A 21404-nucleotide genomic window follows, 5' to 3' on the forward strand; every position below is an offset into this window, starting at 1 on the left:
GAAAGAAGAGGGTTGTGATGCATGCCGACTCGATCGTTTTCGGCGCTGCCGGATTCATCGGACGCGCGTTGGTCGCCGAACTGCTGCGGGACGGGCGGGCGGTGATCGCCGCGGTGCGGGCCGGCGGGCGCGAACGCCTGGTCCCCTGGCTCGCCGAGCAAGGGGTGGACCAGGAACGGTTGCGGATCGTCGACGCCGATATCACCGAGCCGGATCTCGGGCTCGCGGAGGAATTCTCGGGTATCCGGGATGTCTACAACACCGCGGCCCTGATGAAGTTCGGTCTGGATGCCGGGCAGGCGCAGCGGGTCAATCTCACCGGGGCGCTGGCGGTGGTGCGCTGGGCGAGCGCACAGCCGGAACTGCGACGGCTGGTTCACATCAGCGGGTATCGCGTCAGCGGTGGCGCGAAGGGCGACTATCGGTCCGGGGCGTATGAGGCGTCGAAGGCCGATGCCGATTCGGCGGTGCGCGCGCTCGCCGCTGAGCTGGAAGTGCCGCTGACCGTCGCCAACCCGGCGTCGGTGCTGGGGCCGGGGCAGTATTTCGGGCTCGCCGACATCGTCGAGCAGCTGTGGCGCGGCAAGCTCCCGGCGCTGCCGGGACGGCGGGATACCTTCGTTCCGGTCGTCGGAATCGATTATGTGGCACGGTTTCTGGCCGCGGTGCCCGGATTGCCGGACACCGCGGGTCAGGCGTACACGCTCCTGGACCCCGCCACCCCCGACCTCCCCGATCTGACGCGGCTGATCGCGGATCACCTGGGTGTTCGTGCGCCCCGCTTCAGCATTCCGGTGCCCGTGCTCCGTCTGCTGCCGCGCGCCTTGACCAAGGCTGACCCCGAATCGCTGGCCTTCATCGCCGGAGATCGGTACGACACCAGCGCGGCGGACGCGGTCGCGAGCGCTCTCGGCATTACTCACCAGCCGGTGGACGAGCTTCTCCGTTCCTGGGCGGACGGGGTTGTCGCACACAGCGAGCAGCGTGAACTGCCGAGGCCGGCCGAGGTGCGAGCGACCTGAGTCCCTTTTGCGCAGGCGTCGTTCCGCGCTTCGGGCAGCCGGGGTGGGTAGCGTTCCGGGAGTCCGGGTCGGAGCGAGAATCGAGGGAGCGGCTGATGATCGGAGTCCGGAGCAGGGTGGCGCGGGGTGTGGGCGCGGTGGCGGTGGGGGGTGCGGCGGTGCTGGGTGTGCCGGTGGTGGCGGAGGCCGCGCCTGCGGCGAATCCGGTGCTGCTGGTGCATGGTTGGACGGCGAACGGGTTGCTGCCGGTGGACGCGGACTGGGCCGATGCGCTGCGGGACGCGCTGGAGGCGAAGGGGCATCCGGTGTATGTCGTGGATCTGCCGGGGGAGCGGAATGTGCCGAACGCGGAGGCGATCGCAGCGGTGGCGCGGCAGGCGTCGCGGGAGCACGGTGGTCGCGCGATCGATGTGGTGGGGCACAGTATGGGCGGGCTCTCGGCGCGGTACTTCGTCAAATATCTTGGCGGGCAGGAATTCACGGAGCATTACGTATCGATCGGGACGGGGCAGTACGGCTATGCGCCGACCTGCGTCCTGCCGTTGGACGGCGGCGGGGAGATGTGCCCGGCCAGCCGGTTCCTCACCACGCTGAACGAGGGGGACGACACTCCTGGGGAGGTCGCCTACACCACGCTGCGTGCCATCGCCGACGACGCGGGGCCGCTGCACTCGCCCCGGGACAGTCGCGCGCTGGAGGGCCGGTCCTGTGTGGCGAACGGCATCGATGGTGGTCCGCATGCCGACGAACCGAAGAACCCGGTGGTGATCGCCGCGATCGTGGACGCGCTGCACGATCGCTGCCCGGGCGCATGGGTCGACACCCCGGCCTGACCGGTCACAGGTCCGGCGTGTGCTGGAAGTACCAGGCGGCCAAGGGAATTCGCTGGGCGTCCAGGTCCGGGCGGGGGTGCACGCTGCCGGTGAGGGCGGCCCCGGAGAACATGTGCACCATCGAGAACAGGGCGATCTCGCGCATCGGCTCCGGAAGCGGTTCCAGGACGCCGAGCGAGTCGGCGATGCGGTAGATCGCGTCGTAGAACTTCGGCAGTGCCGGCGCGATCTGGGCGCGCAGCTCGGCGTCGGTGCGCGCCGCCACCATGAGTTCGTGCCACGCCGCGACCAGCGGCGAGCGGGTGAGTCCGGCCAGCAGTTCGGTGGCGGCGTGCAGGGGGTCCGCGGCCGACCGCACCGGTTCGACCATGGCGTGCGCGGCCGTCAGCGCCCGCTCGCTGATCTCCTCGGCGACCCGGGCCATCAATTCCATGCGGGTGCTGAAATGCCGGAACATCGCGCCGCCGGACAGGCCCGCGCGCTCGCTGATCGCCGCCACCGAGGTGCGGTAGTAGCCGTCCTCGACGATCGACTCGATGGTGGCGTCGATCAGCTTGGCGATCGTCGCCTCGCGCCGCTCCTGCTGCGTGCGCCGTCGAACATCGGGGTTTCCGGGCATCGGCCCAGTATGTCGTGGTCTTCGGGACAGCGTGCGGCGCGGGATGTCGGAGTGCGCGGCTACGCTCGGCCGGAGTTGATCGAGGAGTGCGCCGTGTCCATGCACGTGATAGAGGATCTGGTCGAGGGATCGATCCGGGTGTTGCATGCCGTGGCGCCGGCGCCGGACGGTGGCGTGCGCGACCGGATCGCGGTGCTGTACGACTTCCAGGACGGCTACGACTGCTCGTTCACGCATTTTCGGGTGATGGAGATTCTGCTGGCGCGGCGGTTCAGCTATCGCTTCGCGGTGTCCGAGCATCCCGAATATGATTCGCGCCGTGCGTTTTTCGATGGTCTGACCGATTTCACGGCCCTGGGCGAGGGCGACGCGGACTGGCTGGATCAGGGGTATGTCGACCCGCCGCACCTCTACTGTGATGCCGGAACAGCGCTGTGGCGCACCATGGTCGGTGACGAGCCGCTGCGGCGGGTGCCGCTGGCGCAGGTGGTGCTCGAGGTGGTGCGCGCCGCGGAAAAGGTGCGGGACGTCGAGCTGATCGCGATGTGGCACGCGCTCGGCTACCAGGTGCTGGCGGATGTCTGGGTCGAGGAACCGCGGGAGACTCCGGCGGTCCGGGAGATTCACGACATCGCCCATCGCACCGGTGCGGCCGTTTACGACCTGCCGGACGGGCTGCGGCCGCCGCCGGAGTACTACGACGACGACCCGATCGAATCCTGGTGGTACGCAGGCTAGAGCGGTGTCACCCGCGCCAAGGTGCGTGCGCCGCCGTCGACTTCGAGTTGCACGTGCAGGGCGGGGCCGGTGCGCCAGAAGCGGATCTCGACTTGGTCGCCGCCCATGACCGGTCCGGCGTGCTCGACGATGACGCGGTACGGCCGGGCCCGCAGGTCGGGGTGGTGGGCGAGGGCCTCCTCGACCGCCTCCCAGTGCACGGCATTGTTGACGTGGCCGTAGTGGTCGACGTCGGTGACCCGGAGCGGGAAGGGTTGCCGCGTGGCGTCGGCGTTGCTGTGTTCGGCGAGGGCGGCTCGCCAGCGCAGCCGGTGGTCGGTGGTGGCGGCGAGCATGGGGGCCATGAAGCGGTCGCTCATGCGGGCCGGGCGGCCGGCTTCGATGTCGACGTGGATGAGGAACATCTCGGTCTCGACCAGGCCGCCGTTCTCGCTGTCCACCTTGATGCGCATGTTGCACCAGCGGTTGGACAGGGCGGCGGGCCAGCGGCGCAGGTGCACCTGATCGCCGAATTCGATCGGGCGCAGCACGTCGATCACGGTGCGGCGCACGATCCAGCCGGGGTGCAGGTCACCCTCCTCGACGGCCTCGAGATGGTCGTAGCCGATGTCCTGGAGGTAGCGCGCGATGGCGTCCAGCCGCAGCCGCTGCGCGCCGTCGGTGTCGCCGAGCCGCACCGGCCACTGCTCGTGGAAGGCGCGGCTCTCGTCGCCGCAGGCAGGCAGCGGAAACGCGATGTCTGCCAACCGGTCCACGGTGCCGGCGATATTCATGAACGCTCCTTCCGACGGTCAGGCGCGAGCGTACCGACCGGACGGCAACCTGGCCTGCCCGACACGGGGCGGCCGGCAGGGTGGGTCGAAGCAATCATGCAGCAATTCGTGGTGGGCGCGGGGCGTCCGTAGGCTGGTCCGGATACCACGGACAGGAGGCCACGATGCCCGAGACGACGGTGGCCGAGGTGCTGGCCGAGCTGGACGCGCTGCGGGATCCGAAGATCGGGGCGGTCAACGCCAAGCACGGTGACGATCACGAGGTGAACCTCACCGCGCTGCGGGCGGTCGCGAAGCGGTTGAAGACCCAGCAGGAACTCGCGCGCGAGCTGTGGGCGACCGACGACACGGCGGCGAAACTGCTGGCGTTGCTGATCTGCCGGCCGAAGGCCTTCGAGCGGGACGAGCTGGACGGCATGCTGCGGCGGGCGCGCACGCCCAAGGTGCACGACTGGCTGGTGAACTACGTGGTGAAGAAGGGTCCGCACGCGGAAGAGCTGCGGCGGGCCTGGTTCGCCGATCCGGATCCGGTGGTGGCGAGCGCCGGGTGGGCGCTGACCACCGAGCGCGTGGCCAAGCGGCCCGAGGGCCTGGATCTGCCGGGCCTGCTGGATGCCATCGAGGCGGACATGCGGGCCGCGCCGGAGCGGTTGCAGTGGGCGATGAACCACTGCCTGGCCCAGATCGGGATCGAGCACCCGGAGTATCGCGCCCGGGCCGTCGACATCGGTGAGCGGCTGGAGGTGCTGAAGGACTACCCGACGCCGCCGAACTGCACCTCGCCGTTCGCGCCCGTCTGGATCGCCGAGATGGTGCGCCGCCAGACCTGACCGATAGCTATTTCTTGGCTAATCGCTGCTTCTGTAGCAAGGTGGAGGGATCTCTGCGTACTTCGACTGTTTCGGAAGAGGAGTCCTATGTACTACAGCAGCGGGAACTACGAGGCCTTCGCCAGACCGCGCAAACCCGACGGCGTCGAGGACAAGCGGGCCTGGTTCGTCGGGGCGGGGCTGGCTTCGATGTCCGGTGCGGCGTTCCTCATCCGGGACGGGCGGATGGCCGGTGACAAGATCACGATCTTCGAGGAGCTGAAGCTGCCCGGCGGCGCCCTCGACGGCATCAAGGAGCCGAAGAAGGGGTTCGTGATCCGCGGCGGCCGCGAGATGGAAAACCACTTCGAGTGCCTGTGGGATCTGTTCCGCTCGATTCCGTCGATGGAGGTCGACGACGCCAGCGTGCTCGACGAGTTCTACTGGCTGAACAAGGACGACCCGAACTTCTCGCTGCAGCGCGCCACCGTGAAACGCGGCGAGGACGCGCACACCGACGGCCTGTTCGCCCTCGACGACCACGCGCAGAAGGACATCGTCAAGGTCTTCCTCGCCACCCGCGAGGAGATGGAGAACAAGCGGATCGACGAGGTGTTCTCGAAGAACTTCCTGGAGAGCAACTTCTGGATGTACTGGCGCACCATGTTCGCCTTCGAGGAGTGGCACAGCGCCCTGGAGATGAAGCTGTATCTGCACCGCTTCATCCACCACATCGGCGGCCTGCCCGACTTCTCGGCGCTCAAGTTCACCAAGTACAACCAGTACGAGTCCCTGGTCCTGCCGCTCTACCGCTGGCTGCTCGACCAGGGCGTGACGTTCCGTTTCGACACCACGGTGACCGATGTCGACTTCGACCTGACCGCCGACCGCAAGCAGGCCACCCGCCTGCACTGGGTCTCCGAGGGCGAGACCGGCGGCGTCGATCTGAGCCCGGACGATCTGCTGTTCATGACCATCGGCTCGCTCACCGAGAACTCCGACGAGGGCGACCATCACACGCCGGCGCGGCTGAACGAGGGCCCCGCGCCGGCGTGGGACCTGTGGCGGCGGATCTCGGCCAAGGACAGGGCCTTCGGCCGCCCGGAGGTGTTCGCGGGCGACATCTCGAAGACCAAGTGGGAGTCGGCCACCGTCACCACCGTCGACGAGCGCATCCCGCGCTACATCCAGAAGATCTGTAAGCGCGACCCGTTCAGCGGCAAGGTCGTCACGGGCGGCATTGTCACGGTGCGGGATTCGGCGTGGCTGATGAGCTGGACGGTCAATCGGCAGCCGCACTTCAAGCAGCAGCCCAAAGATCAGATCGTGGTGTGGGTGTACTCGCTGTTCGTCGACAAGCCGGGCGACTACGTGAAGAAGCCGATGCAGGAGTGCACGGGCGAGGAGATCACCCAGGAGTGGCTGTATCACCTGGGCGTCCCCGAGGCCGATATCGCCGAGCTCGCCGCGACGGGCGCGAAGACGGTGCCGTGCATGATGCCCTACGTGACGGCGTTCTTCATGCCGCGTCAAGCCGGTGACCGCCCGAATGTGGTGCCCGAAGGCGCAACGAATTTCGCCTTCATCGGCCAGTTCGCCGAGACCACCCGCGACTGCATCTTCACCACCGAGTACTCGGTGCGCACGGGCATGGAGGCGGCGTATCAACTGCTCGGCGTCGAGCGCGGCGTGCCCGAGGTCTTCAACTCCACCTATGACGTCCGCAAGCTGCTGGCGGCGACGAGCCGGCTGCGCGACGGCAAGGAATTGCGGCTGCCGGTGCCGAAGCTGGTGCGCAAGAAGCTGGTCGCCAAGCTCGACGCGACCGAGATCGGCGAGCTGATGAAGGAATTCGATCTGATCGCCGACGACTGATCACAGCCCCGGCACCCGGGCGAACACCGCACCGGTGCTGTCCTGGCGCAGGTAGATGTCGGCGGGCTGGCCGCGGTAGGACTCGATGCCGGAATCGGCGAGGAAGGTGTAGTCGGCCACGGTCAGCTCGAGCGGTCCGGGCGCCGTGGTCAGCTCCACCTCCAGGCCCTCGGGTGGCGGCGCGTGGAACATGACGCCCAGGTCCGGCACCGGGGTGAGTTCGCGCCCCGCCACCCGCAGGGTCTTCGGCGCGGCCGGGTAGCGCAGAGCGATGCCTGGCGCGCCGCGCGGGGAACGCAGCCGCAGGCGGATCGTGCGGATTCCGGATTCGGTGGTGTCGGAGAGGATTTCGGCCGTCGGAGCCGGAATCGCCTGTGCCGGGGCCGTGCCGCTGGCGACGGCGTCCGGCCAGAGGGCGGCGTAGGGCGCGCCGGGTGCGGTGGGCCGCACGAAGTTCTCGGTCCACCGGTCGGGCGGCGTCCGCGAGATCCATTGCGCCTGGGCGCGATCCGCGTCGAGCGCGTAGATGAGTTGCGCGGGCAGCGGGTGCTCGGCGTCGAAGCGGTCCACCGTCAGTCCGGCCACGGTGAGCGCGGCGGTGAGCGCGAGGGCGGTCCCGGGGACCAGCCAGCCGCGCCGGGACGGCCACACGTGGGCGAGCACGAGGGTGAGCAGGGCGCCGAGCAGCACCGTGATGGGAACGACCAGGAACGGGGCCGTGGCGACACCGACTTGCAGCGCCGCCCAGACGTTGCTGCCGAGGAAGACGGCCGCGGGGACCAGCGACAGCGTGAGCGCGGGCAATCGCCAGCGGTCCGGCACCGCGAACCCCGCCGAAACACCCAGGGCGGCAGCGACGGTGGGGATCACCATCACCTGCGCGGCGGCGGGCGCGAGCACCGCGAACAGTATGCCGAGCACGCTCAGGCAGCACAGCGCGCCGGCGGCGGTCGCGGCGCCGCCGAACCAGCGGCGCGACAGCGCGAACCAGACGGCCAGGACCGTGACGCAGAGCGTGAGCACGGCCGCGTAGTAGAACTCCGGCCGGTACGGATCGACGAACAGCGGCTGGTACTCCGGCCGCAGGACCAGCACGAGTTCCCAGAGCCCGTAGACCGCGGCCATCGCGCCCGGTACCGCGGCGAACAGCAGTGCGGCGGAACCGAATACCCGCTTCAGGCTGGTCGCACCGGTCCGGCGGACGCGCCACAGGACCCAGCCGGCCGCCAAGACGCTGAGTACCGCGCACGCGACGATCACCCAGATCGGCAGGACCACCAAGGTGCCGAAAGGTAAGGGGAAATAGGCGGGGTCGTCGTCCGCGATCGGGGCGGTCAGATCGCGTCCGGCCAGTTCGCGGGTCAGGGCGACGCTGTTGTCGCCCATCTGCTGCAGTGTGGCCAGGCTGACATGGGCCGGGTCGTCCAGCCGGTTGTGGTAGTAGGCGCTCCGGCCCGCGTAGGCGAAATCCATGACCTGCGGCCCGGATTGCTCGAAGGCGGCGAAATCGGTATTGCTGGAGGTCTGGGTGTCGATCAGGGCCGTGGACAGTGAGTCGGAGTTCGGATCCGGGACGACGGTGAGCGCGCGGATCAGCCCGCCGTCGGGCCGGGTGGAGCGCCACATCAGGACGGGGCCGCCCGCGCCGCGCGCCTCGTGGTTGAGGATGACGCTGCCGCGCAGGTCCGGGTGCGCGGCGGCGAAGGCCTCCGCGCCGAGCAGGCCGGGTTCCTCGGCGTCGGTCAGCAGCGCCACCACGTCGTTGCGGAGCGCGCCGCTCGCGCGCAGGGCCCGCACGGTTTCGAGCACCGCGGCGACGCCGACGCCGTCGTCGTTCGCGCCCGGACCGGAGGGGACGGAATCGTAGTGCGCCGAAAGGTAGATCGTCCCGGTCGAATTCGTGCCGGGTAGCCGGGCGACGATGTTGTCGACCCGTGCCATGCCGACCACATCGCGCACGAGCGCGCCGGGATAGCGGCCGACACCGGACTGGATCTCGGTCTGCAGCCCCAGGTCTCGCAGCCGCCGCACGAGATCGTCACGCACGCGGGCATGTTCGGCGGTGCCGACCGGATGCGGCTGCCGAGCGATGGATTCCACGACGCGCAGGGCCCGCCCGGCGCTGAACACCTCGGCTGGCGCGGACTCGTCGCGATGGCCGTGCGGTTGCTGCTCCCAGGCGGTGGCGACGGCCACCAGCACCAGCACCGCGAACGCCAGGAAACCGGAAAGCCGTTGTCCGATCCGCATTCTCCCAGCGTATCCGCCGCGGCTCAGCGCAGGGCGAGCGCGACGAACTGGGTGCTCTGCCGATCGCTGAAGTTGTCGTCGCTGACCAGCAGCAGGGTGCGTTCGCCGGACGGCAGGCGCGGGCCCCAGGTGATGCCCTCGATATTGTCCACGGTGCTGAGGCCGAAGTCGTTCAGGTCGGCGAGCAGCCGCTTGGCGACCGGGCGGGCGTCGCCCAGCGGGGCGTCCAGGACATTGGTGGCCGCGCCGAGGTCGGCCTCGTAGATCCGGATCCGGTTGCCCGCGCCCTCGACGAAACTGCGCTCGACGACCAGGTATTTCGCCGGGTCCAGCGGGTCCGCGGCGAGAATGGCGGTGATGCCGTTGCTGCCGGTTCCCGTGGTGAAGACCGGGTCGAGCGGATACGCGTACTGGGCGAGCAGCTGGCCGCTGCGGGCCTGCACGGTGATCCGGGTCGGCGCGCCGGTGGTCGCGGTGGGCATCGGGCCGTCCGGCAGCAGCGGCGCCTCCAGCGCGGTGACGAACAGCGTCCCGCCCGCGGCGAAGGTCGCGGCCTCCAGGGCGCCGTTGCGCTGCGGGCCCGTCTCCGGCCGCATCCGCTCGTTGGCGGGGATCGGCAGCTCCGCGCGGAACGCGCCGTCGCGGCCCGCGACCCGGACCGACGGGTCCAGCAGCGCGGCCGGGGCGCGCTCGCCCTCCTGGGTCCAGAAGTAGTCGCCGGTCCAGGGATCGACCCGGATGTCCTCGGGGTCGACGGTGTTCAGCGGGTAGGTCGCGCCGTCCGCGCCGCGCAGCGGCCGGGTGCCGGTGAACTCGATCGGGCCGATGCCGTTGTCGCCCACCGCGATCCGCGCGGTGTAGAACCGCGCGGGCTGCATCGCCGAACGGTCGTCGCTGATCAGGACGTATTCGCCGGGTGTAGCCAGGGCGTCGAGGCCGGAGAGCCCGCCGACGGTTGTGCCCTGGAACTCGTAGCCGAACGGGACGATCCGTTCGCCGAGCAGCCGGACCGGTGCGTCCGGCGCCGCGCCGGCGGGCGCGGCGGCCGCGGTCAGCGCGCACGCGAGGAGCAACAGCAGGGGCCCATGACTTCGCATGCGCGCCAAACTAACCGGGCAATCGGACCGGCGCGTGAACGCCGGGGAAACCGCTACTGGGCGTTCTGCCGCTTCGGCAGCTTCCACCCCGGGCGCGGGTAATGGCAGGTGTAGCCGTCGGGGTAGCGCTCCAGATAGTCCTGATGCTCGGGCTCGGCCTCCCAGAACGCGCTCGCCGGGGTCACCTCGGTGACGACCTTGCCGGGCCACAGGCCCGAGTCCTCGACGTCGACGATGGTCTCCAGCGCGACCCGCTTCTGCTCGTCGTCGAGGTAGAAGATGGCCGACCGGTAGCTGCTGCCGATGTCGTTGCCCTGGCGGTCCTTGGTGGTCGGGTCGTGGATCTGGAACAGGAACTCCAGCAGGGCCCGGTAGTCGGTGACCGCGGGGTCGTAGACGATCTCCACGGCCTCCGCGTGGCCCGGATGGTTGCGGTAGGTGGGGTTGTCGTTGCTGCCGCCGGTGTAGCCGACCCGGGTCGAGAGCACTCCGGGCTGCTTGCGGATCAGGTCCTGCATGCCCCAGAAGCAGCCGCCGGCCAGGATCGCTTTGCGCGTGTCGGTCACGCTTCCTCCTCGGTGAAGTGAGTCCGGTACTCCACTTACAACAGCGCCGGTACCCGGTTAGTTCCGGGCCGGTCCGGTAGCTTGCCCTGGTGAGCATCGGATACGAGACCGTCGTCGGTGAGATACACGACCAGCACGAAGACCTGGCCCGGTGGCTGGGCACCGCGGACGCGGTCGGCGCGCTGGAGCGCTTCGTCGCACAGCTGCACCCGGATTTCTCGATGGTGACCGTCGACGGGGTGCTGGTGCCCAGGTCGGGGCTGCTGGTCGGGCTGAGCGGCGCGGGCCACTCCCTGCCGGGCCTGATGATCGATATCACCGATGTCGAGGTCCTGGCCGACACCGCCGAGTCCGTCGTGGCGCGGTTCCGGGAGGTGCATCACACCCCGGCGGGGCCCGCCGCCCGCTGGACCACGGCGCTGCTGCTGCCGGATCCGGCGGCCCGCAACGCCCTGTCCTGGCGTTCTGTGCACGAGACCGTCGCCGCGAGCTGAACCATCGCGCACGATTGACGATTCGCCCGTGGCCGGTAACGATGAACCATGGGCAACAACACGGTGTACAACCGGCTAACGACCGGACCGGCGCGGGCGGTGTGACGCGGTGCGGGACGAATCGGATGTGGCCCAGGCCCAGGTGTTCTACGACTTGCTCAGCGCGGAGGCCGCGGTGCTGAGCGCCGCGGTCGAGGCCCGGCTCACCAAGCGGGGGCAGCCCCGCTCCAGCACCGAATCCCAGCTGCTGCAACGGGAACTGCGGGAGGTGCGGCGCTGCCTGGAGCAGTTGCGCGCGCGGTACCCCGAGGTGCGCGAGCGCGGCGCCGTCTGAACCGCGCTCAGCTCCCGGCCTGCGGCAGATGCACCTTGGCCTCGTCGTAGCCGCCGGTTTCGGTCTGCCCCGGACCGTAGACGGTGTGGATGACCCCGGTCCGGAAAGCCCGGGCCGAGAGCAGGGTCAGCGGAATCGGCTCGCCCGCGTCGAACAGGCGCTCGCCGGTGCGCACCGCGATCGGGTGCACCAGCAGATGCAGCTCGTCGATCAGACCCGCGGCGAGCAACTGCCGCACGATCGAGGGCGAGCCGCTCATCGCGATATCGGTGCCGCCCGGCTCCTGCTTGAGCGCCGCCACCGCCTCGAGCAGATCGCCGTGCAACTGCTCGGAATTACGCCAGGTGAACTCGAGTCGCTGCCGCGAGACCACGATCTTGCGGGCGTCGCCCAGCGCCTTGGCCATGGCGGCGTCTTCCTCGCTGGCGGCCTCGCGCTCCGGCCAGGCGCCGGCGAAGCTGTCGTAGGTGACCCGGCCCAGCAGCACGGTGTCGGCCGCGCCGAGCTGGGCGCCGACCGCCTCGCCCATCTCCTCGTCGAAGTACGGGAAGTGCCAGTCCTGCGGGTCGGCGATGACGCCGTCGACCGAGATGAACAGGCCCGCGGTGATCTTCCTCATGACTTCTCCTGATGTCGTCGGTCCGCCGCGCATCGTCGCGGTGGTGTCGTCGGTGCAGACGGCGCGACGCCGCCGAACTCATCGCCGCTCAGCGCACTCGGCTGAACAGGCGGCCCGCCAGATCGACGCCCACCACCGCGCCCTGTTCGTCACGGCTGAAGAAGCCGCGCTGACCGGTGAACGCGCCGCTGGTGATGATGTACTCGTCGCCCGGGCCGGGCAGCAGGCCGAAGTCGAAGGGGGCGTGATCGGCGGGCAGTTCCTCGGCGGAGGTGGCGCGGATCTCCGGTTTGATCAGCACCTCCAGGGTCAGCGTGGCGGCGTCGGCGGTGATGTCGAAGGTCATGGCGTCACTTTCGTAGTGGCCGATCACCTCGGCGGCGCGGGTGGCATCGAAGGCCATCGGCTCGGGGTCGCGGTCGAGCAGGCCGAGGTAGTGCTCCAGGGCCCAGCGCACCACGGCCTGGTTCGCCGGAATGCCGTCCGGTCCCGCGTTGGCCACCACGATCAGGGCGAAGTCGCGCTCGGGCACGAGCAGCAGTTCGCTGAACTGGCCGATGCTGGAACCGCCGTGCCCGAGGGTGGCCACTCCGTCGATCTCGCGTAGGAACCAGCAGATGCCGAAGGCGTCGCCCAGCGAGCTGCCGCGCAGCGGCGCCGTCGGCTGCCGCATCCGGTCCAGCACGCCGGCCGGCAGGATCGGCGCGCCGTCGCCGAGATGATAACGGGCCCAGCGCAACTGGTCGGCCACGCTGGAGGCGACGCCGCCGCCGGCGTTGTTGGCGCGGGTCGGCTTCCAGGGCCGCGCGACGCTCAGCGCGCCGTCCGCGCCGATGTCGTGCCCGACCGCGAAGCGGCGGGTCATCGCCTCGCGTTCGGTGAACACGGTGTCGCGCAGGCCCAGCGGTTCCAGCACGATCGAGGCGACGGCCTGCTCGTAGCTCTGGCCGGTGACCTTCTCGATGATCCGGCCCAGCACGTTGTACCCGGCCTGGCTGTAGGAGGCGCGTTCGCCGGGCGCGGCGATCATCGGCAGTTCGGCCAGCGTCGCCACGAACGCGGCCAGCGCGTCCGGGCCCTCGCCGGTGTCGTTGATAATGCTCCAGTCCATCCCGGAGGTGTGGTTGAGCAACTGCGCCACGGTGATTCGCGCGGCGGCGGCCTCGTCGGAGAGCACGAATTCGGGCAGGTAGTCGCGCACCGGGGCGTCCAGTCGCAGCAGGCCGTCGGCGACCAGGCGCATGATGACGGTCGCGGTCAGCGGCTTGGTCACCGAACCCAGCTGGAACAGGGTGTCCGTGGTGACCGGCAGCGGGTTCTCGACGCTGGTGACGCCGTGGCAGGCGAAGCGCTCCCGGCCGCCGGCCCACACCCCGATCGCGAGGCCGGGGATGCCGAACTCGGTGGCGGTGGCGGTGGCGATCTCCTGCAATGCGGTGTCCGACATGGCTTTTCCTCTCGTTGTGCACCGGGCGGGTTGCCCGATGAACACACGATGCCGAGGTGCGCTGACAGCCCGCCGACAGTGCGCCGACAGCCGCGATCAGTGCCAGGCGCGCCGGGTGCCCGGCATCCCCGCGTGGCCGTGCGCGTCGGGGACGACGCCGAGGATCTGGTGCAGGCCCAGCCCGCCGTCCTCGAAACCCAGCGCCGAGGCGGCCATGTAGAGCCGCCAGATCCGGGCCCGGCCGGGACCGACCATGGAAACCGCGCGATCCCAGTGGTTTTCGAGATTGGCGACCCAGTGCCGCAGGGTCAGCGCGTAGTGCTCGCGCAGCGATTCCACGTCTCGCACCTCGAAACCCGCGCGCTCCATGGCCAGCACGACCGCGCCGACATCGATCAGTTCGCCGTCGGGGAAGACGTAGCGGCCGATGAACGAGCGATGCTGCATGCGGGACCCGCCGATCGAGGAGATGGCGTGATTGAGCAGCCGGCCCTCGGGCCGCAGCAGCGCGCGCAGCGTGTCGAAGTATTCGCCGGTGCGTTTCGTGCCGACGTGCTCGAACATGCCGATGGAGGAGATCGCGTCGAACTGCTCGCCGCGCAGATCGCGGTAATCCGAGAGCCGGATCTCGATCTCGCCGCGCAGCCCGGCCTCGATCACCCGCTCCCGGGCCAGCTCGGCCTGCTCCTGACTGATGGTGACGCCCACGACCTGCGCGCCGTAGGCCGCCGCGGCGTGCAGCGCCATCGAGCCCCACCCGCAGCCCACGTCGAGCAACCGCATCCCGGGCCGCAGACCGAGCTTGCGGCAGATCAGATCGTGCTTGGCGCGCTGGGCGTCGGCCAGCGCCACGGTCGGGTTCGCGGGCTCGGCGCCGCGGTCGTCGGGGCGCACGAAGCGGGCGCAGGAGTAGGTCATGCTCGCGCCCAGGACCAGGCGATAGAAATCGTTGCCGACGTCGTAGTGGTGACTGATCGCGGCCGCGTCGCGGCGCCTGGTGTGCAGCCCGCCGCGCAGCGGGCGCACCTCCTCCGGCGGCGGCTTCGGGTGATGGGCGAGCGCGCCGAGCCGCCCGGCGGCGCCGACCGCGCGCAGCGCGGCGTCCCAGCCGAGGTCGGCGTCGTGCGGCGCCGACTGCTGCAGCGTGCGCAGCACGGTGAAGACATCGCCTTCGAATTCCAGTTCACCCGAGACATAGGCGCGGGCCAAGCCGAGTTCGCCCGGCGCCCAGACCAGATAGCTCAGCGCGTCACGGGAACGCACCCGCATCACGCCCCGGCAGTCCGGACCCGAAACGATCGAACTGCCGTCCCAGAACTCGAAGGTGATCGCCGGCTGGTCTCCGAGCGCGGTCCGGAGCAGGGGCTCCAACGTCTCGGCGACGGTCGCTGTGTTGCCCATGGCTTCACACTATGGCCGTCGACCTGGGTAATCGGGGGCAGCGACGTAGTTCAGGCGATTCGCAGGCCGGTGTCGAGATCGCCGTCGAGCAGCGCCGCGCCGAGCGTGGTCACGCGGTGCCGCATGGCGTTGCGTTCGCGCCGACTGTCGATCAGGCCGGCCTCGCGCAGGATCGAGGCGTGCTCGCTCGCGGTCGCCGGGCTGACGCCGAGCCGGCGCGCGAGTTCGGTTGTGCTGCAACCCTCGGCGATCTCCTGCAGCGCCGCGGCGCGGGTGCGCCCGAGCAGCGCGTTGAGCGCTTCGTTGGGTGTGCGCGGTCCCCAGGCGGCGGCGAAATCGCCGATATCCCGGATGGCCGGGACGATCATGGTTAGCGGCGCGGACTCGTCGATCGCGGAGCGCAGCAGTACCGGCTCCGGCCAGACGAACAGGGCGGGCACCAGCACCAGACCGCGGCCGCGCAGGTGCCGGTCCTCGTGGCTCATGCTGCTGACGGCCTCGAGAACCGGTGCGCGCCAGCGGGCGTAGGGCGCGAGGCCGGCGAAAAGGCCCTCCACGCCCTCGGTGGCCATGGTGCGCGCCATCCGGTCCACGGCGACGTCGAGATAGGACTCCACATGCGTCCAGCGGTCGGCGAAGGCGACCGAGTGGAACGACTGGAACGCGGCCGCGACCTCGCCCACGGTGCGGTTGTCGCGGTCCGGCAGGTTGGCCGCCCAGGCCGGCAAAGGCGCGGTGGGCGAGGCCCATTCGCTGGTCGCCAGGCACGCGACCTCGCGGCGCAACTCCTCGCGCGAGGCCAGGTGCAGTGCCGTGATGCCCTCGGACATGGTCCGCGCACCGCGGGTCGGGGTGATCAGGTCTAGAAAACAGCCGTCGGCGGGCGCGAGATCGGCGAGCACGCCGAAGTTCTCGGGCATGCGGGTGACGACCTGGGACCGCCAGCCGTCGAACAGCGGTGCGCGACCGCGCTGGACCGTCCGGGTGGCCAGCAGCGTCTCGCCGAGCGCGCCCAGCGGCGCGCCGATCCGGACCCGCGACAAGTCTTCGGGCGTGAAGTGCAGCCGCTTCATCCGGGGCCTCGCAATCTCTTCCTGGTCACGGTACGCGCGCTCAGCGCCGGCCGCGGCCCGGCGCGGGATTGAACGGATCCAGCGCCACCAGCATCTCGGGCACCGATCGCGGTTCCGCCGCGCCGGAGGTGGTGGTGCGGGGGAAATGCGCCTCCCGCAACCACTCCCGGCCGCGCCGCCACGCCTGGGCGATTCCGTCCGCGAGCACCAGCGGGGCCATCCCGTCGGCACGCACGGTTGCCTGGTTCATCATCGTCAGCCTCCTGGGTCAGCTTGCGATGATCAGCGTAGGAATCGGCGAGCTACTCCCGCACCACCATTCGGCCCTGGCCTAAACACCCCGACGGCACCGCCGCCAGGGCCTGGCCCGCGGCGATCGCCGACGCGGTCCACGCCGCCGCGCCCGGTTGAACGCCCGCTCGGCACGATCGCGCCGAACAGGCCGGCCCGGACGTTTTACGAGACGGACGGGGTGCCGAACCAGTGCGCCAGGGCCGTGCGCAGGGTCGCGGTGTCGGCGGCCCCGTCGCCCGTCGCCGCCCAGGCGATCTGCCCGTCCGGGCGGATCAGCAGGGCGTTGGCGGGCTGATCGTCGCTCATACCCGCGTGGACATCGACGCGGGCGCTCCACTGCGCGACGAGCTCGCGCAGTTCCGGATGGCCGGCCAGGTCGAGGAAGACCGCACGGCCGGCGGGCAGCAGCGCGGCCACGCTGGTCGTCCCGGATTCGGTATGCAGAGTGAGATCGGGGACGAAAGTGCCGATCAGCGGCTGCGTTTCGATGCCGGGCAGCGGATAGTGCACGTCGGTGCCCGCGATCATCGCGCCCACCCGCCGGGCCGCGGGCGCGTCGGCGAGCAGTTCCTGGAAGATCTCGCGCAAGGCGTCGGCGGCGTCATCGATGCCGCGGCGCAGCGCGACCTGTGCCCGGGTCTGCAGCCGGGCCCGGGCCCCGGCGAAGTAGCGCTCCTGGTGGTAGGTGTCCAGCAGGCCGGCCGGAGCCCAGCCCCGGACCTCGGCGGCCAGTTTCCACGCCAGGTTCACCGAGTCCATCATGCCCACGTTCAGGGCGGTGCCGGTGGCGGGCAGCAGGTGCGCGGCGTCACCGGCCAGCAGGACCCGGCCCGCGCGGTAGCGTTCGGCCTGCCGGTCCTTGAAGGTGAAGCGGGACAGCCGCGTCGGATCCGACATCGGCAGTTCGGCGCCGAGCACGCGCCGCACGCTGTCGGCGAGCTCGCTCAGCGTCAGCGGCACGTCGTCGTCGTAATCGGCGGTCTCGTCCTCGACGGTCTGCAGGAACACCCCGCCCGGGTTGGCGGCGAAGGCGAACATGCCGCGCTCGGTCCGGGTGAATCCGGCCCGCACCCGGCCCAGTCCGGGCACCTCCAGATCGCCGTCGGGCAGCCGCACCGAGTCGGGCACGCTGACCTGGGCGACCCGGTTGACCTCCGGATAGGTGGTGCCGGGGAAATCGATGCCCGCCAGCTCACGGATCCGGCTGCGCCCGCCGTCGCAGCCGACCAGGTACTTCGCCCGCAGTTCGTACTCGCCGTCGGGCCCCTGCACCTGCGCGGTCACCGCGGCGGCGTCCTGGCCGAGGCCGGTGACCTGGTGGCCCCGCCGGATCTCCGCGCCGAGCTCGAGCGCCCGCTCGCCGAGTAGTCGCTCGATTTCGCGCTGCGGCAAGGGAATCGCCCGCAGCGGCGGATCCGGCAGCTCGGTCAGGTCCAGATGGGTGCCGCCGAAGGGGAACTTGGCGGCCAGGTGCGGATTGCTGCTCGCGGCCTCGAAGCGGTCCAGGATGCCGCGGTAGTGCAGCACCTCCAGGATCTGGCCCGCCAGCCCGCTGGCCTTGGGCACGTCGCGGGGGAGGGCATGCTTCTCCAGCACCAGCGGCCGCACGCCCGCCAGGGCCAGTTCGGCGGCGAGGGTCAGGCCCGCCGGGCCCGCGCCCACGATGATCACGTCGATGTCGGACAAGCTGTTCTCCCAATCTCCACGGTGGCTGTTCAGCCGTAGGCGGGCAATTCTGCGGGATGAACCGGGTCTTGCCGCAAGCCCCCGGGTGCGCTATATCTTTAGAAGGGGAAACGATTTGTCAGGCCTCGGTGGTGCCGGGGATTCCGTCTTCGACGACGTAACTCGCTCGCGTCAGCACCGGCGCGCCGGGGCGGGTCACATAGGGGACCACCCGGAAATCCGTGCGGCACAGCGTGTTGTCCAGGGTGAGCCGGAGATAGCCGCGCTGGGCGTTGAAGAACTTCAGGTCCGGGTTCGCCGCCAGCAGCCGCCGCCCGTGCTCGGTCATCTCGGCGCCGTCGCCATTGGTGGTGATCGAGGTCCCGACGAACTCCGCGCCCACCACCGGCGCCTCGGGCCGGGCGAAATCACTGCGCAGATCGCTCGCGCAGTGCTCGTGCTTGTCGCCGGTGAGCACGATCAGGTTGCCGACCTGCCGTTGCGCCGCCGCGCCCAGCACGATGTTGCGATCGGCGACATAGCCGTCCCAGGCGTCGGTGGACACCCGGATCTCCGGCCCGGGATCGGTGTCGACCTCGCCCATCGCCACCTGATTGCCCAGAACCTGCCAGCGCGCGGGGGAGTCGGTGAAGCCGTCGAGCAGCCAATCCCGCTGCGGCGCACCGAGAATGGTGCGGTCGGTGGCGAAGCGTTCGTCGCAGCCCGCGACCGGGGTCTGACTGCACGGGATCGCGGTGCGGTACTGGCGGGTGTCGAGCATGGTCAGGTCGGCGAGATCGCCGAAGCGGTAGCGGCGGTGCAGCCGCATGTCCGGGCCCTTGGGCAGCTGTTCCAGACGCAGCGGCTGGTGCTCGTACAGGGCCTGGAACGCGGCGGCGCGGCGGCGCAGGAACAGCGGGCGCAGCAGCGCGATGTCGAAGCCGAGGCCGGGATTGTCGCCCGCCCAGTTGTTGTCGACCTCATGATCGTCCATCGTGATCAGCCACGGGAACGCGGCGTGCGCGGCCTGCAGCGGCAGCTCGGCCTTGGCCTGGGCATAGCGCAGGCGGTAGCCCTCGAGGTCGACGGCCTCGCCGCGCGGAAAGGCGTGCGGCGGTGTGCCTTCCCGGCGATGGTTCCAGGCCCGCTCGTAGATGTAATCGCCCAGATGCAGCACCAGATCCAGATCCTCGCGGCTCAGGTGCTCGTAGGCGGTGTAGTAGCCCGAGGCCCAGGACTGGCAGGAGGCGACGCCCAGCCGCAGCCGGGCCAGCGGCGAGCCCGCCGCCGGGGCGGTGCGCGTGCGTCCGGTCGGCGAGATCGCCGAGCCCGCGCGGAACCGGTAGAAGTACCACCGATCCGGTTCCAGCCCGTGCACCTCCGGATGCACGCTGTGGCCGAGCTCGCGCGTCGCGACGGCCGCGCCGCGGGTGACGATCCGCTCGAAATTCGCGTCGTGGGCCACCTCGTAGTCCACCGACACCGGGTGCCGCGGCATCCCGCCCAGCCCGTCCGGCGCGAGCGGCTCCGGCGCCAGCCGCGTCCACAGCACGACGCCGTCCGGCCGCGGATCGCCCGAGGCGACGCCGAGCGCGAACGGGTAGGTGCCGCGCCAGCGCGGCGCCGGGAACACCGCGCTGGAGGCCGTCGCCGCGCCCGCCAGCCCGGCGACCCCGAACGCCAGCAGCGCACGCCGTGACAAAGCCATACATCAGGGTACGTTCGGCCCGGCCGGGCGCCTCAGTAAGCTGACGGCTCCACCTCAACCTCGGGAAAGAGATCATGGCGCAGTTCGAGAACGTCAGCGTGGCGAAGAAGGCCAATGTGTACTTCGACGGGAAGTGCGTCAGCCACGCGCTGACCCTGGCCGACGGCACCAGCAAGTCGGTCGGCGTCATCCTGCCCGCGACGCTCACCTTCGGCACCGGCGTGCCCGAGGTGATGGAGCTGGTCGAGGGGGAGTGCAAGGTCACCCTCGCGGGCGAGACCGAGCCGGTCACCTACCGCGGCGGCGAGTCCTTCAGCGTGCCGGGCGACAGCTCCTTCCAGATCGAGGTCCTCGACACCGTGCACTACGTCTGCCACTACGGCTAGGACACCGGCCCCAGGCAGTGCCATCGCGTCCGGCAGGTTTAGCCGCCGCCGATCGCGGCATGCTCGACAGGAGACATGTTCGCGACGGAAGGAGCTCCCATGGCGGATCGGCTGGCAGGCGTCCGAGTGCTGATCGCCACCTCGAACACCGGGGTGGAACGTGACGAACTGGTGGTGCCCCTGGGGCAGCTGCGCGCCCTCGGCGCCCAGGTGATCCACGCGGCGCCGAAGAACGAAGGCGTGCAGACCTTCCGGCACGACACCCAGCCGGACGAGGTGCTGCAGCCGGACACCACCCTCGCCGACGTCGAGGTCGGGAACTTCGAGGTGCTGGTGGTGCCCGGCGGCACCGTGAACGCCGACAAACTCCGGATCGAGGAGCACGCGCTGGCCCTGGCCAAGGATTTCGCCGGCGCGGGCAAGCCGATCGCGGCGATCTGCCACGGCCCGTGGCTGCTGGTGGAGGCCGGGCTGCTGCCCGGCAAGACCCTGACCTCCTACCCGTCGCTGCGCACCGACATCACCAATGCCGGCGGCAAATGGGTCGACGAGTCGATGGTCCGGTCCGACGAGGACGGCTGGCCGCTGATCACCTCGCGCAATCCGGGCGACCTCGGCGACTTCATCGAGGGCATCTGCACGACGGTGGAATCCCGGGACTAGCCGGGGGTGGACAGCGTCACCGCCTGCCCGACCAGCGCCGCGTCCGCGACGGCGCGGGCCAGGAACCGGCCGACGCCCGCCCGGGGCACCGTGTGCACCGCCGGTCGGTCGGCGGTGGCGGGCATGGCGTCGTGTGGTTCGTCGGTCAGGTTGACCGGCCGCGCCAGCACCCAGTCCAGCCCGCTGCTCCGCACCAGGGCCTCCTGGCGTTCGGTGTCGGCGATCTGCGGCGCCAGGATCACCCGGTAGAACAGCCGATTCGTCAGCGTCAGACCGGGTGCGGAGTCGCCGACCCCGAAGGCGCTCAGCACCACCAGTTTCCGGACCCCGTACCGCCGCATGGCGGCGACGACGTTCGCGGTGCCGCGCGAGCGCACCGCCATCGGCGTCCCGGCCGGCCCGAGCAGCCGGACCCGCAGCGGGTTTTCGCTGATGCCGAGGGTGACGACCACCGCGTCGTGCCCGGCGACCGCCCGGTCGACGTCGCCGGCCGCGAGCGCGTCGCCGATCGCGTAGCGCAATCCCGGCCGCCGCGCGCCGCCCGGCGTCCGGGTGAACGCGGTGACCTCGTGGCCCGCGGCCAGCAGTTGATCGATGGCGGCACGGCCGGATCCACCGGTCGAACCGACTACCAGAACCTGCATCGGAGACTCCTTCGAGTTGAGATGTGTTGCTCGACATCCAGTCTCGAATCCGGAACCGGGACGAACCATGCCCTCCCGTCGAAGGTTCCTGCCC

General features: G+C 70.4%; 22 protein-coding genes. 9 read left to right on the plus strand and 13 right to left on the minus strand.

The genetic code is table 11. The features are described 5' to 3' along the window. The first annotated feature begins 17 nt into the window (after positions 1–17). Positions 18–1022, plus strand: a complete 1005-nt coding sequence (locus AB0I43_RS14875; RefSeq protein ID WP_356973302.1) for an SDR family oxidoreductase — start codon at positions 18–20, stop codon at positions 1020–1022. Positions 1023–1117: 95 nt separating this feature from the next. Continuing rightward, complete coding sequence (locus AB0I43_RS14880) at positions 1118–1855, plus strand: alpha/beta fold hydrolase (protein WP_357432170.1); 738 nt, start codon at positions 1118–1120, stop codon at positions 1853–1855. A 4-nt stretch (positions 1856–1859) separates the two neighbouring features. Here the strand turns inward: AB0I43_RS14880 and AB0I43_RS14885 are convergent, their stop codons facing one another. Next, positions 1860–2474, minus strand: a complete 615-nt coding sequence (locus AB0I43_RS14885) for a helix-turn-helix domain-containing protein (protein WP_356973304.1) — start codon at positions 2472–2474, stop codon at positions 1860–1862. A 93-nt stretch (positions 2475–2567) separates the two neighbouring features. Here AB0I43_RS14885 and AB0I43_RS14890 point away from each other — a divergent pair, with 93 nt between their 5' ends. Continuing rightward, a complete protein-coding gene (locus AB0I43_RS14890) occupies positions 2568–3212 on the plus strand; it encodes a hypothetical protein (protein ID WP_356973305.1) in 645 nt (214 codons plus the stop codon). On the opposite strand, the gene AB0I43_RS14895 is transcribed toward AB0I43_RS14890, so the two are convergent. Next, positions 3209–3985: an acyl-ACP thioesterase domain-containing protein gene (locus AB0I43_RS14895; protein WP_356973306.1), complete on the minus strand. Its 777-nt coding sequence runs from the start codon at positions 3983–3985 to the stop codon at positions 3209–3211. The two genes, AB0I43_RS14890 and AB0I43_RS14895, sit on opposite strands and share 4 nt — an antisense overlap. Before the next feature lie 164 nt (positions 3986–4149). On the opposite strand from AB0I43_RS14895, the gene AB0I43_RS14900 reads away from it, so the two are divergent. Then, positions 4150–4815 (plus strand): DNA alkylation repair protein, encoded by a 666-nt coding sequence (locus tag AB0I43_RS14900; protein WP_356973307.1) that lies wholly within the window; start codon positions 4150–4152, stop codon positions 4813–4815. A gap of 87 nt (positions 4816–4902) precedes the next feature. Further along, positions 4903–6669 carry an oleate hydratase gene (locus tag AB0I43_RS14905; RefSeq protein ID WP_356973308.1) on the plus strand — a complete coding sequence of 589 codons (1767 nt, stop codon included), beginning with the start codon at positions 4903–4905 and terminating at the stop codon, positions 6667–6669. On the opposite strand, the gene AB0I43_RS14910 is transcribed toward AB0I43_RS14905, so the two are convergent. The 3 genes from AB0I43_RS14910 to msrA are packed head-to-tail and all read right to left on the minus strand — an operon-like array spanning position 6670 to position 10582. Continuing rightward, positions 6670–8919 (minus strand): M28 family peptidase, encoded by a 2250-nt coding sequence (locus tag AB0I43_RS14910; protein ID WP_357432172.1) that lies wholly within the window; start codon positions 8917–8919, stop codon positions 6670–6672. Between the two features lie 23 nt (positions 8920–8942). Continuing rightward, positions 8943–10016, minus strand: a complete 1074-nt coding sequence (locus AB0I43_RS14915; protein WP_356973310.1) for an esterase-like activity of phytase family protein — start codon at positions 10014–10016, stop codon at positions 8943–8945. Between the two features lie 53 nt (positions 10017–10069). Next, positions 10070–10582, minus strand: a complete 513-nt coding sequence (gene msrA / locus AB0I43_RS14920; protein ID WP_356973311.1) for a peptide-methionine (S)-S-oxide reductase MsrA — start codon at positions 10580–10582, stop codon at positions 10070–10072. Between the two features lie 89 nt (positions 10583–10671). Between msrA and AB0I43_RS14925 the strand changes: the two genes are divergently transcribed. Together AB0I43_RS14925 and AB0I43_RS14930 are read left to right on the plus strand one after the other, a co-directional pair. Beyond that, complete coding sequence (locus AB0I43_RS14925) at positions 10672–11076, plus strand: hypothetical protein (RefSeq protein ID WP_356973312.1); 405 nt, start codon at positions 10672–10674, stop codon at positions 11074–11076. A gap of 109 nt (positions 11077–11185) precedes the next feature. Then, a complete protein-coding gene (locus AB0I43_RS14930; protein ID WP_356973313.1) occupies positions 11186–11410 on the plus strand; it encodes a hypothetical protein in 225 nt (74 codons plus the stop codon). 7 nt (positions 11411–11417) lie between these two features. On the opposite strand, the gene AB0I43_RS14935 is transcribed toward AB0I43_RS14930, so the two are convergent. The 7 genes from AB0I43_RS14935 to AB0I43_RS14965 form a co-directional block, all read right to left on the minus strand. Continuing rightward, on the minus strand, positions 11418–12029 hold the full coding sequence (locus tag AB0I43_RS14935; protein WP_356973314.1) for a dihydrofolate reductase family protein: 612 nt from the start codon (positions 12027–12029) through the stop codon (positions 11418–11420). Between the two features lie 88 nt (positions 12030–12117). Then, the gene (locus AB0I43_RS14940; RefSeq protein ID WP_356973315.1) at positions 12118–13476 is read right to left on the minus strand and encodes a serine hydrolase domain-containing protein; all 1359 of its coding nucleotides are present in this window, start codon (positions 13474–13476) and stop codon (positions 12118–12120) included. Between the two features lie 96 nt (positions 13477–13572). Beyond that, positions 13573–14877 carry a cyclopropane-fatty-acyl-phospholipid synthase family protein gene (locus AB0I43_RS14945; protein WP_356973316.1) on the minus strand — a complete coding sequence of 435 codons (1305 nt, stop codon included), beginning with the start codon at positions 14875–14877 and terminating at the stop codon, positions 13573–13575. 50 nt (positions 14878–14927) lie between these two features. Then, a complete protein-coding gene (locus AB0I43_RS14950; RefSeq protein WP_356973317.1) occupies positions 14928–15950 on the minus strand; it encodes a winged helix-turn-helix domain-containing protein in 1023 nt (340 codons plus the stop codon). A gap of 40 nt (positions 15951–15990) precedes the next feature. Then, a complete protein-coding gene (locus AB0I43_RS14955) occupies positions 15991–16203 on the minus strand; it encodes a hypothetical protein (RefSeq protein ID WP_356973318.1) in 213 nt (70 codons plus the stop codon). 203 nt (positions 16204–16406) lie between these two features. Next, on the minus strand, positions 16407–17930 hold the full coding sequence (locus AB0I43_RS14960; protein ID WP_356973319.1) for an FAD-dependent monooxygenase: 1524 nt from the start codon (positions 17928–17930) through the stop codon (positions 16407–16409). A gap of 118 nt (positions 17931–18048) precedes the next feature. After that, positions 18049–19617 carry an alkaline phosphatase D family protein gene (locus AB0I43_RS14965; protein WP_356973320.1) on the minus strand — a complete coding sequence of 523 codons (1569 nt, stop codon included), beginning with the start codon at positions 19615–19617 and terminating at the stop codon, positions 18049–18051. 74 nt (positions 19618–19691) lie between these two features. Here AB0I43_RS14965 and AB0I43_RS14970 point away from each other — a divergent pair, with 74 nt between their 5' ends. Together AB0I43_RS14970 and AB0I43_RS14975 are read left to right on the plus strand one after the other, a co-directional pair. Next, on the plus strand, positions 19692–20003 hold the full coding sequence (locus AB0I43_RS14970) for a pyrimidine/purine nucleoside phosphorylase (RefSeq protein ID WP_356973321.1): 312 nt from the start codon (positions 19692–19694) through the stop codon (positions 20001–20003). Between the two features lie 99 nt (positions 20004–20102). Continuing rightward, complete coding sequence (locus AB0I43_RS14975) at positions 20103–20666, plus strand: type 1 glutamine amidotransferase domain-containing protein (RefSeq protein ID WP_356973322.1); 564 nt, start codon at positions 20103–20105, stop codon at positions 20664–20666. On the opposite strand, the gene AB0I43_RS14980 is transcribed toward AB0I43_RS14975, so the two are convergent. Continuing rightward, on the minus strand, positions 20663–21310 hold the full coding sequence (locus tag AB0I43_RS14980) for an NAD(P)-binding oxidoreductase (protein WP_356973323.1): 648 nt from the start codon (positions 21308–21310) through the stop codon (positions 20663–20665). The genes AB0I43_RS14975 and AB0I43_RS14980 overlap by 4 nt on opposite strands. Between the last annotated feature and the right edge of the window lie 94 nt (positions 21311–21404).

The organism is Nocardia sp. NPDC050435 (assembly GCF_040655395.1).
In the GTDB taxonomy this organism is placed as follows: Bacteria; Actinomycetota; Actinomycetes; order Mycobacteriales; family Mycobacteriaceae; genus Nocardia.